At 53.7% G+C, this 13,587-nt stretch carries 17 protein-coding genes; 9 read left to right on the top strand and 8 right to left on the bottom strand.

The window, feature by feature from the left end:
- Positions 1-45: 45 nt before the first annotated feature.
- From KHS78_RS06845 to KHS78_RS06855, 3 genes are all read right to left on the bottom strand, one after another.
- On the bottom strand, positions 46-585 hold the full coding sequence (locus tag KHS78_RS06845; RefSeq protein ID WP_211826516.1) for a GNAT family N-acetyltransferase: 540 nt from the start codon (positions 583-585) through the stop codon (positions 46-48).
- Positions 586-649: 64 nt separating this feature from the next.
- Positions 650-1,552, bottom strand: a complete 903-nt coding sequence (gene mnmL / locus KHS78_RS06850) for a tRNA modification radical SAM protein MnmL/YtqA (protein WP_211826518.1) — start codon at positions 1,550-1,552, stop codon at positions 650-652.
- Positions 1,553-1,743: 191 nt separating this feature from the next.
- A complete protein-coding gene (locus KHS78_RS06855; RefSeq protein ID WP_211826520.1) occupies positions 1,744-2,049 on the bottom strand; it encodes a hypothetical protein in 306 nt (101 codons plus the stop codon).
- Between the two features lie 207 nt (positions 2,050-2,256).
- Between KHS78_RS06855 and KHS78_RS06860 the strand changes: the two genes are divergently transcribed.
- Positions 2,257-2,592: a hypothetical protein gene (locus tag KHS78_RS06860; protein WP_211826522.1), complete on the top strand. Its 336-nt coding sequence runs from the start codon at positions 2,257-2,259 to the stop codon at positions 2,590-2,592.
- Positions 2,593-2,641: 49 nt separating this feature from the next.
- Here KHS78_RS06860 and KHS78_RS06865 read toward each other — a convergent pair whose 3' ends face one another.
- Positions 2,642-4,252, bottom strand: a complete 1,611-nt coding sequence (locus KHS78_RS06865; protein WP_211826524.1) for a peptide ABC transporter substrate-binding protein — start codon at positions 4,250-4,252, stop codon at positions 2,642-2,644.
- Between the two features lie 254 nt (positions 4,253-4,506).
- Between KHS78_RS06865 and KHS78_RS06870 the strand changes: the two genes are divergently transcribed.
- A complete protein-coding gene (locus KHS78_RS06870) occupies positions 4,507-4,788 on the top strand; it encodes a hypothetical protein (RefSeq protein ID WP_211826525.1) in 282 nt (93 codons plus the stop codon).
- Here KHS78_RS06870 and KHS78_RS06875 read toward each other — a convergent pair whose 3' ends face one another.
- Positions 4,789-5,175, bottom strand: a complete 387-nt coding sequence (locus KHS78_RS06875; protein WP_211826527.1) for an acyl-CoA thioesterase — start codon at positions 5,173-5,175, stop codon at positions 4,789-4,791. It abuts the gene before it with no gap.
- A gap of 53 nt (positions 5,176-5,228) precedes the next feature.
- On the opposite strand from KHS78_RS06875, the gene KHS78_RS06880 reads away from it, so the two are divergent.
- Both KHS78_RS06880 and KHS78_RS06885 read left to right on the top strand, forming a co-directional pair.
- Complete coding sequence (locus KHS78_RS06880) at positions 5,229-5,372, top strand: hypothetical protein (protein WP_211826529.1); 144 nt, start codon at positions 5,229-5,231, stop codon at positions 5,370-5,372.
- A gap of 39 nt (positions 5,373-5,411) precedes the next feature.
- A complete protein-coding gene (locus KHS78_RS06885; protein WP_211826531.1) occupies positions 5,412-6,671 on the top strand; it encodes a DUF1631 family protein in 1,260 nt (419 codons plus the stop codon).
- A gap of 89 nt (positions 6,672-6,760) precedes the next feature.
- Here the strand turns inward: KHS78_RS06885 and KHS78_RS06890 are convergent, their stop codons facing one another.
- A complete protein-coding gene (locus KHS78_RS06890; protein WP_211826533.1) occupies positions 6,761-8,209 on the bottom strand; it encodes a glutathione synthase in 1,449 nt (482 codons plus the stop codon).
- 266 nt (positions 8,210-8,475) lie between these two features.
- Here KHS78_RS06890 and KHS78_RS22555 point away from each other — a divergent pair, with 266 nt between their 5' ends.
- From KHS78_RS22555 to KHS78_RS06915, 5 genes are all read left to right on the top strand, one after another.
- Entirely contained in the window at positions 8,476-9,771 is a 1,296-nt protein-coding gene (locus KHS78_RS22555; protein WP_211826535.1) for an SDR family oxidoreductase, read from the top strand.
- 12 nt (positions 9,772-9,783) lie between these two features.
- Entirely contained in the window at positions 9,784-10,257 is a 474-nt protein-coding gene (locus tag KHS78_RS06900; protein ID WP_211826537.1) for a DUF2269 family protein, read from the top strand.
- A 108-nt stretch (positions 10,258-10,365) separates the two neighbouring features.
- Positions 10,366-10,686, top strand: coding sequence for an Hpt domain-containing protein (locus tag KHS78_RS06905; protein WP_211826539.1), 321 nt, complete (start codon positions 10,366-10,368; stop codon positions 10,684-10,686).
- 130 nt (positions 10,687-10,816) lie between these two features.
- Positions 10,817-11,383, top strand: coding sequence for a sigma-70 family RNA polymerase sigma factor (locus KHS78_RS06910; protein WP_211826541.1), 567 nt, complete (start codon positions 10,817-10,819; stop codon positions 11,381-11,383).
- Positions 11,368-12,069 carry an anti-sigma factor gene (locus tag KHS78_RS06915; protein WP_211826543.1) on the top strand — a complete coding sequence of 234 codons (702 nt, stop codon included), beginning with the start codon at positions 11,368-11,370 and terminating at the stop codon, positions 12,067-12,069. Before KHS78_RS06910 ends, KHS78_RS06915 begins: the two co-directional genes overlap by 16 nt.
- 50 nt (positions 12,070-12,119) lie before the next feature.
- Here the strand turns inward: KHS78_RS06915 and amrA are convergent, their stop codons facing one another.
- Together amrA and amrB are read right to left on the bottom strand one after the other, a co-directional pair.
- Positions 12,120-12,686, bottom strand: coding sequence for an AmmeMemoRadiSam system protein A (amrA, locus tag KHS78_RS06920; protein ID WP_211826545.1), 567 nt, complete (start codon positions 12,684-12,686; stop codon positions 12,120-12,122).
- 46 nt (positions 12,687-12,732) lie between these two features.
- Positions 12,733-13,512, bottom strand: a complete 780-nt coding sequence (amrB, locus tag KHS78_RS06925) for an AmmeMemoRadiSam system protein B (protein ID WP_211826547.1) — start codon at positions 13,510-13,512, stop codon at positions 12,733-12,735.
- Positions 13,513-13,587: the final 75 nt, after the last annotated feature.

Raw genomic sequence — 13,587 nt, forward strand, 5'->3', positions numbered from 1 at the left:
CTGGCGTAATCCAGAGAGCGTGGGGAAGTTGTTTGTCAGGCTTTTCTAGTGAATCGTTGGATAGTCGTCCTCATCCAACCGTGCATAGACATACTGGTCGTAGTATTTGCCATTCTTGCAGATGTTTTTACGCAATACCCCTTCCAGCTGAAATCCACATTTAACCAGCACTTTCTGGGAACCGATGTTGTATTCAATAACATCCGCGAACAGACGCTTCAGCCCACGCTTTTTAAACGCATACTCCGCCACACTGTTAACCGCTCTGGTGACGATTCCCTGTCCCCAGTATTCCTCACTGACCCAGAAACTTATCTCGGCGCTGTTTCGGTGAACATCGCCTTGCACCAGGAAGCCAATCTCCCCGATAGCCTCTTTTTGGGTGGCGATGGCAAAACGGCTTTCCGTCTCATGTTCTTTGGCGTGCTGAATCCAATGCCGGGCATGTTCGATGGTATAGGGCACCGGGAAGCTTTCGCGCTGGTTGACCGCGATATTGGGATTGTCCCCGTGTTTGGCCAGTCCGGATGCATCGCCATACAGCAGACTGCGGAGAGAGACGTCATCGGTGAGCTGGATGTCCATACAGCTGATACCCCCTGGATACAAAATCGTTATCAAGGGGGTTATCGGCCGTAATTGGACTCAGTTAATGGCCAGAATCCTTCTTCTCAAGGCGTTCATAAATCCCGCCAAGAATATCCCATTTATGCTTGACCCAGTCTGGTGCCAGAAGGTACTGGTGTGCGCCAGAGCCGGTCAATCGGTGAAAAAGCAGCTCTTTGGGCGCGGTTTTGATGATTTCCACCACCGTATTCACGTAATCGTTCATGCTTAGCTCAGGCACCAGGCCCTGCTTCCACTCCCGGGCCAGTTGCGTGCCCTTGACGATATGGAGGGGATGAATCTTGATAGCTTTGACGCCCAGGTCCAGCACTCGCTGGTAACTGGTCAGGGTATCTTTGGCGGTTTCCCCCGGAATACCCATGATCAGGTGGGTGCACAGGTTCAGGCCATAGTGGTGAACCCGCTGTACGGCATCCTCGTAATCAGCAAAGGTATGGCCGCGATTGATGCGCTCCAGCGATGTGTCAAAGCTGGATTGCAGGCCGAGTTCCAGCCAGATTTCGTGGCCCTGCTGTTGGTAGTCAGCCAGGAGGGCCAGTACCGGGTCTGGCACGCAGTCGGGACGGGTGCCGATAGCCAGGCCGATAATCTCATCAGCCGCCAGCGCTTCATCGTAGAGCGCTTTCAGGCGCTCAATTTCGCCATAGGTGTTTGAGTAGGACTGGAAATAGGCAATGAAACGACGTGCCTTGCGTACCTGTTCTACGCGGGTACGTGCGGCATTGAGTTGCGCTGTCACGGAGCCAGCTTTGGTCGAGGCAGGGCTGAACGAGTTGTTGTTACAGAAACTGCAGCCGCCAATACCCTTGGTGCCGTCGCGGTTAGGGCAGGTAAAGTCAGCATTGACGGACAGTTTGTGAATCGGCTCTCCGTATTTTTGACGGAGGTAATTGCCAAAGGTATTGACGTAACGGGTCAGATCCATAAGCGCGTGATGACGGGTTATCAGAAACCTGTCGGTTGGCCTCTGTAGCGATAAGTAAGGGGGAGACTGGCTGTTTGGCACAATACGTGAACTGTTCGTTGGCCACTATCCGTGTTTTTGCGGATCAGTATTTGAGGGATGATGATAGATGGCTGCCGGCCTGCGGCCGGCACTGGGGTGAAAGCGGGGGCTTACTGATGCTTGCGCATCTTTTCGAGGACATCTTTGACGATACGGCGGGCATTGGCCTCGGTGGCTTTGCTGTTCTTGTTGTCTGACTGGCTTTTGCTGTCAATGATGCGCGTTGCCAGCTTGCGGGCCACGGACGCGACCAGTTCATCCATGAAGGCTTCGTCGAACCAGGGCATGTCGCTGAACTGGATCTGGACCAGCTGCGTTTCCTTCTTTTTCTTGCCCTGCTCAGAGAAATGGATAGCAAAATCCCCGTTATCGGACGCGCTCTGACTGATGGTCAGGGTAAACTGTTCGCCGCTCATGACTATCCATCTCCAGACTGTTATACCCTGATTGTCGGCAGGGGCATGACCGGCTTTACGGTCTTATTACACGCATTTTTTTCTTTGCATGCCTGGACGATATTTTTCTGTTCGGAGTGCCATTTACCTGCTACCGGTGAGGTTCAGACTGTGCTTGCGGTGTTTCAGTTTTGCACATTTTCCCAATCAGTCCGGGGGGGAGTTGTCATGATTACTGATATCCAGATGCAGTCGCTGGTTCAGCGGGTTGCCCATCATGCCACTATGGCGGTGCTGCACGGAAGGATGCCAAAGGATCAGGCGATTGATAACGCCATCCTGTCCACACTGGAACGGGTGGAAGACGCGAAAACCCATGAAGAGCACTACCTGTTTTCGAGTACGACAGGCAGCCTGGCGCTGGACCTGAGTGATATGCAACGGCTCGAAATGGATGCGGGTAGAGCCTTTTTTGAGGAAGTTCAGACGGAAGATAGCAGGGATGTCATTCATGGCGTACTGGTGGTGGCAGTACTGGCTGTGATTGCGGCCTTGACCTGGTAATCTCGCGCGGAGTCAGAGACTGTTCTGGCTCCGCCGCATATTCACGCGATCACTGCTTAAGGTATAAATGCCGGGTATAGATCTGATCTTGTGGGCTTGAATAGTAGTTGCCCACCCGGGGCGATACCAGGCGTGCTGTCACGTAGTGGTAGAGGGGAATCACCGGCATCTCCTGGTTCAGAATGCCTTCCAGTTTTTCGTAGAGCTTTTCCCGCTTATGGATATCCAGCGTGGTCAATGCGGTGGTCATTAACCGATCGTATTCAGGATAATGAAACCGGGCTTTATTACTGCTGTGGTCACTGGCAAAGATCGACAGCATGCTGGACGCTTCATCAAAATCCGCAATCCAGCTGGCCCGGGCAAGATCAAATTGGCCGGTTTTGATGGATTCAATGGCGGCTTTCCATTCCTGGTTAATCAGCTCCACCTCGACCCCTAATCCCTGTTTCCACATCTGGGCGATGGCGATGGCGATTTTTTTTCGTGATTCACTGGTGTTATAGAGGATGCTGACTTTCAGGGGATGGGTGCTGGAATAGCCAGCCTGTCGATAAAATTCCCGGGCAGCGGCCAGTCGTTCCTCGGATGACATCAGCTGATAATTCGGGGTGTAATCCGGCATGGATGAAGTATACGGCGGTGTAAATGTGTAGGCAGGGATTTGCCCTTCACCCAGTACTTTTTCCGTTAAAATCTGGCGGTCAATGGCATAGGCGAGTGCTTTGCGCAGATTGGCTTCCATGAACGGCGCCTTGCGGGTGTTAAAGGCGTAATACTCCGTGCCCAGTAAACGGGAGAGCTGGATCTCTGCGGCCTGCTTTTTCTTGATATGGGCATAGAAATTGGCGGGGAGCCCACTGGTGATGTCCAGCTCGCCAGCCTGGTAGCGGTGATATTCCGCTGAAGGTGAGGTCAGTGGCAGGTAGGACACCTGCGAGATTTTCAAGTGTTTGTATGCGGGGTGACGCTTGTTGGCGGCCAGTACAATATGCTCATTGACGACCCAGTCGGTCAGAGTGTAACTGCCGTTAGAGACAATATTGTTTTTGTCAATCCAGTTTTCGCCGTGTTGTTTGACAATCTCCCGGGGGACTGGAAACAGTACCGGATGGGTGAGTGTTTCCAGGAACCATGCCAGAGGTCGGTCCAGCGTGACCTCCAGAGTGTCGGGTGATTTGGCGGTAACCCCAAGGTGAGAGGGGGGCAGCTCTCCTCGAATGATGGCATCGGCATGGGTGATGCCGAGCATTTCAAGGTACCAGGCATAGGGCGATGCGGTTTTGGGATCCACGGCCCGCTGCCAGGCATAGACAAAATCCTCGGCAGTTACCGGGGTACCGTTGGACCACTGACTCTGCCGGAGATGGAAGGTCCACACCCGGCCGTTATTGCTGACGTCCCAGCGTGTCGCCTGCGCCGGCACAATGTCCCAGCTTCTGTCCCGGGTCACCAGACCATCAAACAGGTCATTGGCAATGTTGATGGCTGGCAGGCTGTGTATCTGTTGCGGGTCAAGCGATTCGGGTTCTGCTGCATTGCCTCGAACCAGCTGGCTGCCTGAGAGCTTGGCAAACACGCTACTGGCGCTGGCCAGAGAGATTGTGATGCAGAGCAGAAAAAGGCAGAGCGACTTACGAAGTGAATGGCCGTGTGGCATGCCTGAGTTTCCCCTTACTGTGATCGCTTAACAGGTTGTAACTATCGTCTTTTTTATGCGGATTGTGGATAACGAGACGATGCCTGATGCCCTGATCCGACTGGCTGACAACTATCCTTATAGGAGCAACAGGTACAAAGACACACTCTTTCCCTGTGGTTTGGCAGCAGGTCATTAACCATTAAACATACCGCTCATACGCCAAAGCTCAAGGGAAAAGAACGGATTGTTTTGTGAATCAGGAGGGATGGGCAATGACGCAGGTAAATAATAATGGTCCGATAGGGCCAGCCGATCCCACCGGACAGCCCGGATCGACCGGAAAACCCACCGGCCAGGTCGATCAGAAAGATGCGGATGCCTTCGCCAATATGATGGACGGCGATGACACCGCTCAAGCGACCCAGGCGGGTGAGGGTACAGAAGAAACCACGCGGGAAGAATTCGAAGAGCTGTTTCGCCGTAACTCCTTCCAGCAGTTCATGGAACAATCCAAGAAGCTGGTGGATGAGGCGAAAAAGAACACAGAGGGTTAATCAGGCTTCTTCGCGATCCACCGGTTGTGCCTTGCCGTTTTCATCAATGGCGACGTAGGTAAATATCCCTTCCGTGACTTTGGCCCGGGTCTGGTTATAGGGCATGCCCATGGTCCAGACTTCAATGCGAATCCGCATTGAGGTTCTTCCCACCTTCAGAATATCGGTATAACAGCAGACGATCTCTCCGACTCGAACGGCCTGGTGGAAACTCATGGATTCAATGGCCACGGTCGCGATCCGGCTATGGCTGCGTCCCTTAGCCGACAGACCACCCGCGATATCCATCTGGGACAGCAGCCAGCCGCCGAAGATGTCGCCATTGGGGTTGGTGTCAGCAGGCATGGCTAGGTTGCGCAGGGACAGTTCGCCTCGAGGTTCGGTCATGGTGGAGCTCCGGGTTCGGTGTGAGGCGGGGAATCCTAATCACTGGTTGTCTGGTGAACAATGGTGAAGTATGCGTACCTGAAAAACGCCTGCCCGAAAAAACAGGCAGGTTTCCTGCAGAAATGAGACCGATGTCGCTGTCTTCAGCGGCGGTTGGTGGAAAAATAACGGTCGGTTTGATGCATAAACCGGAATAAGGAATGACTGCTGCAGTGTAATCGCCGGGAGACACGGGCATGGCCGAAGCTGAATTAATAACGCAGATACCCTCCGCCAACGTGGTCAGCATTATGGGAACCTCAGGTGCTGTTGGTGAGAGTCGGCTTACGTATTTGATACAGCAGGCGCATAGTATTGGGCATAGCCGCAACCTGTCGGCAAAGGCCGATGACACGGTGCGAAGAGTCGCCACGCTGTTCGATGTGATGTTTGCTGAGCCGGCCATGGCGCCTTCGGTAAAATCATTGCTTGAGCAGTTGCAGATTCCACTGCTCAAAGCTGCCATGATCGATGGCGCAGCCTTCGTCCGGGAATCCCACCCGGCCAGAAAACTGCTTAACGAACTGGGCAGGGCGGGCATTCAATGCCGGGGAGATGTGGCTGCGCCTGACCCCCTCTACCGTCTGGTCGAAAAGGCGGTTGTCGCAATACAGGATCAGTTCGTGATCGATACCAGCGTCTTTGAACAGGTGCTGGTGGATTTCAACGCTCGTTTCGTGCTTGAGCAACAGCGTCAGCAGCGCCTGCAGCGGCGGCAGCAACAAGCCCGTGAAGCGCAGCAGCGGTCAGATGCCGCGAAAGGGCTGATTCGTGAACATCTGGATACTGTCCTGAACGGTTTTCTTCTGCCCGAGCGTGTACTCGATTTTATGCATGGAACCTGGGGGCATTACCTGTTTATTGTCTACCTGAAAGAGGGTAAAGACAGTGAAACCTGGCGCCAGGGGCTCAAAACCCTGGATTATCTCATCGCCACACTGCGATTGACTCAACAGGACCGTCGCCAGAAAGTGCTGCCGAAGTTGTTTGCGGTGATCCGACAGTCACTGGATAGCATGGGTTTTGATAAGTGCGCCAGTGATGAACAGCTTCAGATGCTGGGGACTTTCTACAAAGAACTGCCGCAGGTGTTGCAGGTGCCCGTGAACGAGGAGGTTTCCAAACCCTCGATGGTTGATCAGCCGGTGCAGTCCATCAGCAACGATGAGTCAGTATCCTTGCCGGTTCATCCGTCGCCTGATACGCGTGCTGTTGATTATCGCAGGCAGCGTGTGCTGGTCGGTAAACAGGTCGATCAGTTCAAGCCGGGCTTATGGGTGATGATTCGTGAGCGTGATGGCGAACAGAACAAAGCCAAATTGTCTGCCGTTTTACGCAGTGATGATCGCTACATTTTTGTGAACCCTGTGGGGGATCGAGTGAAGGAGATTTCCCGCAGTGCGTTGATTCGTGCGATCTGTTCTGGGTTCGTACAAGTCATGGATGCCGAGTCATGAAAGAGCGTGATACCCCATGTACCTGATCACCCAGTTTCTGCCCTATTGCTCAGAGGCTCAATGCCTCCCAGATAATAGTACTGAGACATTCATTCAGACGTGTTGTGTCCATACGCCAGTGAATCAACCGCCCCCTGCCCACTGTGTACGCCCCCTTCGGTAACCGATGACGGTTTGCTTCGAATCAGATAACCCGCATAGCCCAAGTCGCTGGTGAGGGAATGACCATCCAGATGGAGGGTAAACATACCCATTTCACTGATCAGGTCATTGACGGGTGAGGCCTCTCCTCGACGAACTACCAGGGCTGGGCGTGACCGATGCCTGGGGTGAAGTCGGCGCATCAATGACCAAGCGGAATATTGGTCAGGCTTCAGGCTCTTCAGCTTGGGTAAAATAGCATTGTCAAACACACAATGACCGCCACCTTCTCCCTGGTTTTTCAATACCCAGTGATGGGGGTTCTCATGTTCAAACCAGGCTGCCGACTGGTCATCAATCGGTCGCATGTCGCCCAGGAACGGTTTAATTCGGGTGGCTTCATCATGGGTCAGGCCAAAGTCCGTCAGCTGTTCAACCTTCATGGCGGATAGCAGCATCTGTACCCGTTTACTGGTTGCCAGCTGCTGACTGACAGTGGCATTGATCGCCACACGGTGCTGCTCAATCATTACCCGGGTTTTTCCGAGCGCTTCACAGCAACGGACCTCTTCGATGTCATTAGCCACATAGTCACAGTACTGATAGCCGGCACGAAGATAAATGGCATCAACACCGCCCAGGCCTTCCAGCAACAGCCGCTGGTTGTCGCCAGACGAGAGTTGGTCATACAGTTGCCGGAATGTACGGCGAACGGTTTTGACGCCTTCCTGCTGAATGGCTTCTTCCAGCAGGTGCTGGTCATAGACATTATCTTCGTCCGGTTGAACCACCATGATAAACAGGGGGAGCCCAGCCTCACCTGATTGTGCCCGCACTGTTTTGGCGGCACCGGCAATGCCTTTGGCGAGATTTTCAACACACGGGTTAGGCACCAGTTCCAGCGAAGCGTCTTCCGACCATTGCTGGAAAGCAGCTGGCCACTGATGCTCAAGGTAGCGATGCAGTTCATGTGCCCGTTGACCAAAAGGCCCCATGCCCGCCGCAATGCCATTAAACTCGATCAGCTTCGGGCCATGCTCAGCATCGTCCATAAAGTCTGTTCTCATGAGTAGCATAGGACGGCGCTCTGCTGGTATGGAACCCTGGTGAATCGCCTGATGCAGCGAGAGCAGGCTGTTAAAGAAAGGGTCTGCCTTGCAAAGTGGCGTGATGGCTTCGGTCAGGAAGTCATGATGTTCAGATACTCCGTGAATCAGCTTGCCCATCAATGGCACGATGGATTTCAGTAACTCAAAACGCTCTCTCTGTATCAGGGTAGGTGCAAAGCTGAAAGCGCAATGGGTTGCTGAATCTTTAGTGGTTTTTAGTGCCATCCCATGCATAAGAGACCACTCTATGGCATCTTGAACAGCGCTGACAATGACCGTGTCTTTCATGGCTTGGTTCTCAGGGGCGTGAGGAAAGGCGAGGGTATAAAAAGAAGCAATGTATCAATAAAAAGGTGATTGATAATAACGGATAACGGACATGGAGTGCAGGTCATCAGAAAAAGCACTGATACATCAAAGTAAACGACTCAAAAGGATATTCTGTCATCGAAGAGGCTTTTGTTGTGGTTATCTTGTCCGGTTACCATGTTGTTTTATTTTTTTGAGCGTGACTTGCATACACTGTAAGCATTAGATGGATTAAGGACGATTCCGTGAAATTCCTTGTCACCGGTGCTAATGGATTCATTGCCAGTGCAATCGTGGAACAGTTGCTGCAGGCGGGGCATCAACTGGTGCTGGCAAGCCGCAGAGGAAACACCGGTTTCCCGTTACATCAGGTCACGGCCATTCCGATGGATTTCAATCAGTGTATTGATCCTGATGAATGGATTGATCACCTGCAGGACGTGGATGGAGTCATTAACTGCGCAGGTGTGCTTCGTGAATCAATTCCAGGCGACTATGAGCGCATCCATTACCTGACCCCGCAGGCTTTGGCCAAAGCCTGTCTGCGCTGTGGTGTAAAACGCTTTGTGCAGATTTCTGCGGTGGGTGACGCTGAGATATCTGGCTTTATCGCCAGCAAACACCGGTTTGATGAATGGCTGCTCGCTTCTGGTCTGGATTGCACCGTGATTCGACCGTCAGTCGTAGTGTCCTTACGGGGTTCTTATGGGGGGACATCCTTATTAAGGGCGCTTTCGGCGCTTCCCTGGCTGGTGTTCTTACCGGGTAAAGGTGAGCAGAAAATCCAGCCGGTGCTATTGGAAGACCTGGCCAGCATTGTGGCACTGCAGGTAGAGAGTCAGGGGGATTCCGAGACTTCTTTGCTATATGTTGCCGGTCCTGACCCCGTCACGTTGCGTGACTTTCTGATCGCGCAGCGGCAGTGGCTGCAACTGCCAGCCGGTTTGTGCATCCCTATACCGTTGTCCCTGGTACGCATTGCTGTGCAAGTGGGTGAGCAGTTTGGTCGTGGGCCGATGGGGCAGACGGTCAATACATTGCTGGAACGCGGCAATACGGTGCCTGCAGGCGCCACTACGGCACAACAGGAAAATACGGGGATTCAGCCACGATCGGTCATAGAAACCCTGCGGTTGTCATCCAGTTTTGTTCAGGATCGCTGGCATGCCCGCCTTTACGGGGTTCGTGCAATCATGCTGTTTGTGTTGAGCTGTCTCTGGATGTTGTCAGGGATATCAGGGCTGGTGCACGGGCAGGCGGGTTTTGCGCCGATTCTGAATGCGATGCAGATCCCCACGACATTCCAGGGTTCTTTGGTGCTGGTGACCAGTGTGCTGGATATCGCATTAGGTATGGCAGTGTGGTCCTCACGCTGGCGCTCCCTGGTCCTGGGGTTAATGGCGTTCTCTGTGCTGGCTTATACCTCGACATTGGCTGTTCTGGCGCCAGAATACTGGTTATCCCCCCTCGGTGGTCTGGCCAAGAACCTTCCCCTGCTGGTTTTGCTGGCAATGAGTGGTGTTATGGAAAAACAACGATAGGGCGATCAGACTATGGACTATTACCTGCCGTTGAAACTGATCCATATTCTGTCATCCACCGTGCTGTTCGGCACTGGGATTGGCAGTGCCTTTTTCATGTGGCGTGCTGATCGCAGTCGTGATGTTGGTATGGTGGCCGTGGTCTCCAGACAGGTTGTCATGGCGGATTGGTGTTTCACAACGCCTGCAGTGGTTGTACAGCCCCTCACAGGGTTTGCGATGGTTTGGCTGGCCGGTTTTCAACTCTCCAGCCCATGGCTTCTCCTCAGTATTGGGCTTTATGGCTTTATTGGCCTGTGCTGGTTGCCGGTGGTCTGGATTCAGTGCCGGATTGCTAAAGACTCGGCACAGGCGAATGCTGAAGCCTCTGGTTTCAATTATCCTCACCGGTATTTGATGCGCTACTGGTACGCCTTGGGCTGGTCGGCCTTTGTCAGTATGCTGGGTATCTTCTTTTTGATGGTCTTCAAGCCGGTTTTATGGTGATTGGCGATAAGCCATTTTTTCTTCCCGAAGCACCGATTTCTGGGCGCTATAGTGTAACTAGACCTTACAGCATAAGGATCGTTTTTCTGGCGGTACAGGGAGTACGTTATGCTGAATATGGAGATGCTACGGGACTTTTTTGGTGATGAGGGAGAGATCCGTGAGATTCTCGCCCAATTTGTCGAAACCACGGACAGCGATATCCAGCAGCTTGAGCAGGCTATTGAGGAGCGGGATATCGGCCAGGTCGCGGAACTGGCCCACAGAATCAAAGGTGCCAGCCAGGTCATTGGTGCGGCGGATCTCGTCAGGGCGGTCGGCGAACTGGAAGCCGATGCCAGAACGCATGATGACCATTGTTTCGACGAACTCTACGCGGCGCTGGCTGAAACCTACCGGCATGTCAGTGAGGAAATACAGAGTCTCTGACGCTTCCCGCCCTGCCTAACGATCATGATATGATCGCCTGCACTAGAACACTCCGCATGTGAATGTCACATTCATAGATGCTTTTTTCATAACCCCAACCGGTACTATCACAATAAGCGGTGGACGTAATATGAATTCAGCCCCTGTCGGGCCGGCTGAGGCCGAGCTGCAGACCTGCTTGTCTGGCTGTGCCCGGGGACATCATCCCTCCCTCAAAAAACTTTATCAACGCACCTCGGCGAATCTCTTTGCCGTTGCCCTGCGTATATTGAATGACCGGCAGCAGGCCGAGGACTGCCTGCAGCAGGGGTATCTCAAAATCTGGCAGAATGCGGGTCGCTATGATCACTGCAAGGCCCGTCCCATGACCTGGATGAATACCATTGTCAGGAACCAGGCGCTGGATATGTTGAGGCGCCGCCGGGTCGTGGAAGTCAGCGACAGTGATGAACAGGCCGCCGTGCTGGTGGATGAGTCACCTTCACAGGAAGAGCAGGTCTTGCGGATGCAACGTGGTAGTCAGATTCATCATTGCCTGGAAACGCTGTCCGCGCAGCAGCGCCAGTGCATTGAACTGGCGTATTTCGAGGGTATGACGCATCAGGAATTGTCGGAACAGCTCAGTACGCCCCTGGGGAGCGTGAAGACCTGGATACGACGTGGATTGCTGAGGTTGAAAGAATGTCTGAATATCTGAATCTGAGTGACCCGGAGCAGCGAAATCAGGCCGCGGCAGATTACGTGTTGGGGCTGCTGGATCAGAGAGAAAAGGCCGCGTTCGAAGCACTGCTGTCAGTCAGCCATGATGCCCAGCGGGAGGTTGCCCTGTGGCGCGAGTGCCTGGATATCCTGAATCAATCATTACCCCCGGTTACACCACCCGATAGTGTCTGGAAAGCGGTGTGCGATCAAACCCGTCCGCCAGGGCACTGGTGGGATAACCTGCTGGTCTGGAAAAGCGCTGCCGCCGGGTTGTTCGGGATCCTGCTGGTGGTGGGGTTACTGTTTTTACGTAATCCGTATCCGGCGGTTAACAGTGACTATGTGTATGTTGTCCAGGGCAACACAACGCAGCCTGAGTGGATCGTCAACGCGTCACTGTCGACCAACACGGTCAGCATGAATGCCATCCAGCCGGTGGATCTGCCCAATGGCCAGGTCTGTGAACTCTGGCTGATGCTCAAGGGGCAGGAGCCGGTTTCGTTGGGAGTCTTGCCGAAACACGGCGTGAAGACGGTTGAGATCGATGCAGCCTGGCGTGATCGGCTGGCGGAAACACCGCTGGTGATCACAGTTGAATCGCCACAGGGAGCGCCCAGTGGTTACCAGATGGGAACGATGGTGAATCAAGGGGAATGGGTGCCCGTCAACAAGAGTATTTAATCGCGGGTTCACGCTTAATAGTGTCGGAATGCAGAAACTGGCCGGTTCGATTAACCGGCTGATTCCCGGAATTTATCGCAGTGATAGCGATAGCATTTCATGGTGTCAGGCCAGCTTTCCAGCGGCATGCCGGCTTTACGTTTCAGGTGGTTAAGAAACAGTGCGGGTTCTGGCAGTTGTGACCAGACCTGTGGAAGGAAAGTAGCGCGGTGATGACCGTCATCAATCAGCAGGCCGTCGATGCCGGGCTGCAATTGCTCGAGTAAATCCTGCTCATCGCTGATCTGCATCGGTTCCATCGGCGACAGTATCGAAATTTCTATGGCAATCTTTTCCAGTTCCTCTGCCGAAACGGGGGAGAACCTGGGATCTTTAAATGCACTGGAAAAGGCATTGGCGGCGACATCGTTAATCAGTGGCCGATGTGCTTCCAGAGAGCCAATGCATCCACGAAGGTTTTGATTGAGGGTCAGGGTCACAAAGCTGGCTCTGACTGCTTGCAACGCTTCGGGGGCAGCCTCTGTTTCCGGTATCAGCGGTTTCCCGGACTGGAGGCCATTCTCAATACTCGTCCTTGCGATGGCCAGCAATTGAGACTGGTCTTCTTCTGTCCACATGGCGTTTTCCTTTCAGGCCCGTGTGCGATGTGTTGGTTTGTGTGAATTATTGCAGGGCAAACGAGGCGTAACCCACAACCCGGTTTTTGTCGCCAGCGGTATCACCGGAATTGCAGACTTCCAGAGTCGACACCTGCATGCCTCGTTGCCGGGCGACTTCCAGTAAACCATTGAGCGGACGGCAGCCACAGGCCTGACCACCGGTCAGGTTGGGCGTCAATAGCTCAATCGCTTTAACGGTAGAAGCATCCCGGGCACGGGCTTCATCGTAGGTGTGGTAATGACTGAGGTCGGTGCTGATAACGATCAGGGTTTCATCGCCGCCCCATATGGCCTCAAGGACTTCGGCAACAGCCATGGTGGAGGCGTCGCCTACGACCAGTGGCACCAGATGGAAATCTTTCAGGCTGCGCTGCAGAAAGGGCACCTGGACTTCCAGTGAATGCTCCATGGCATGGGCGGCATCCAGTACCTGTACCTGCCCGAGGCTGAGCAGAGCCTGCATGGCCTGGGTGTCCAAGGGGACGTCGCCCAATGGCGTGGTAAACGTTTCGCAGTCCGGCAGTGCCAGTCCCCGGAAGGGAACCCGGTGGCTGGGACCCAGCAGAATCACTCGACGAATCGTATCCGCCTGTTCCTGTAACAGACGGTAGGCCGTCGCCGCTGTTTGCCCCGAATAAATGTAGCCGGCATGGGGCACCACCAGTATCTTGGGCGACAGATCCCGCTTCGGTGCATTAGCAAGGAAGGTGGTAATAGCAGCATCCAGTTTTTCGGTATTGGCAGGATAGAAACTTCCCGCCACGGCAGGTTGTCGTGTTTTCATAGCAGGCCCCCGGTCTGTCGAGCATAGTTAAGTATAACCGTCACTTTGTGAACGCATCAGATTATTTACTGATCA

Origin of the sequence: Kistimonas asteriae (assembly GCF_018263925.1) — a bacterium.
In the GTDB taxonomy this organism is placed as follows: Bacteria; Pseudomonadota; Gammaproteobacteria; order Pseudomonadales; family Endozoicomonadaceae; genus Kistimonas; species Kistimonas asteriae.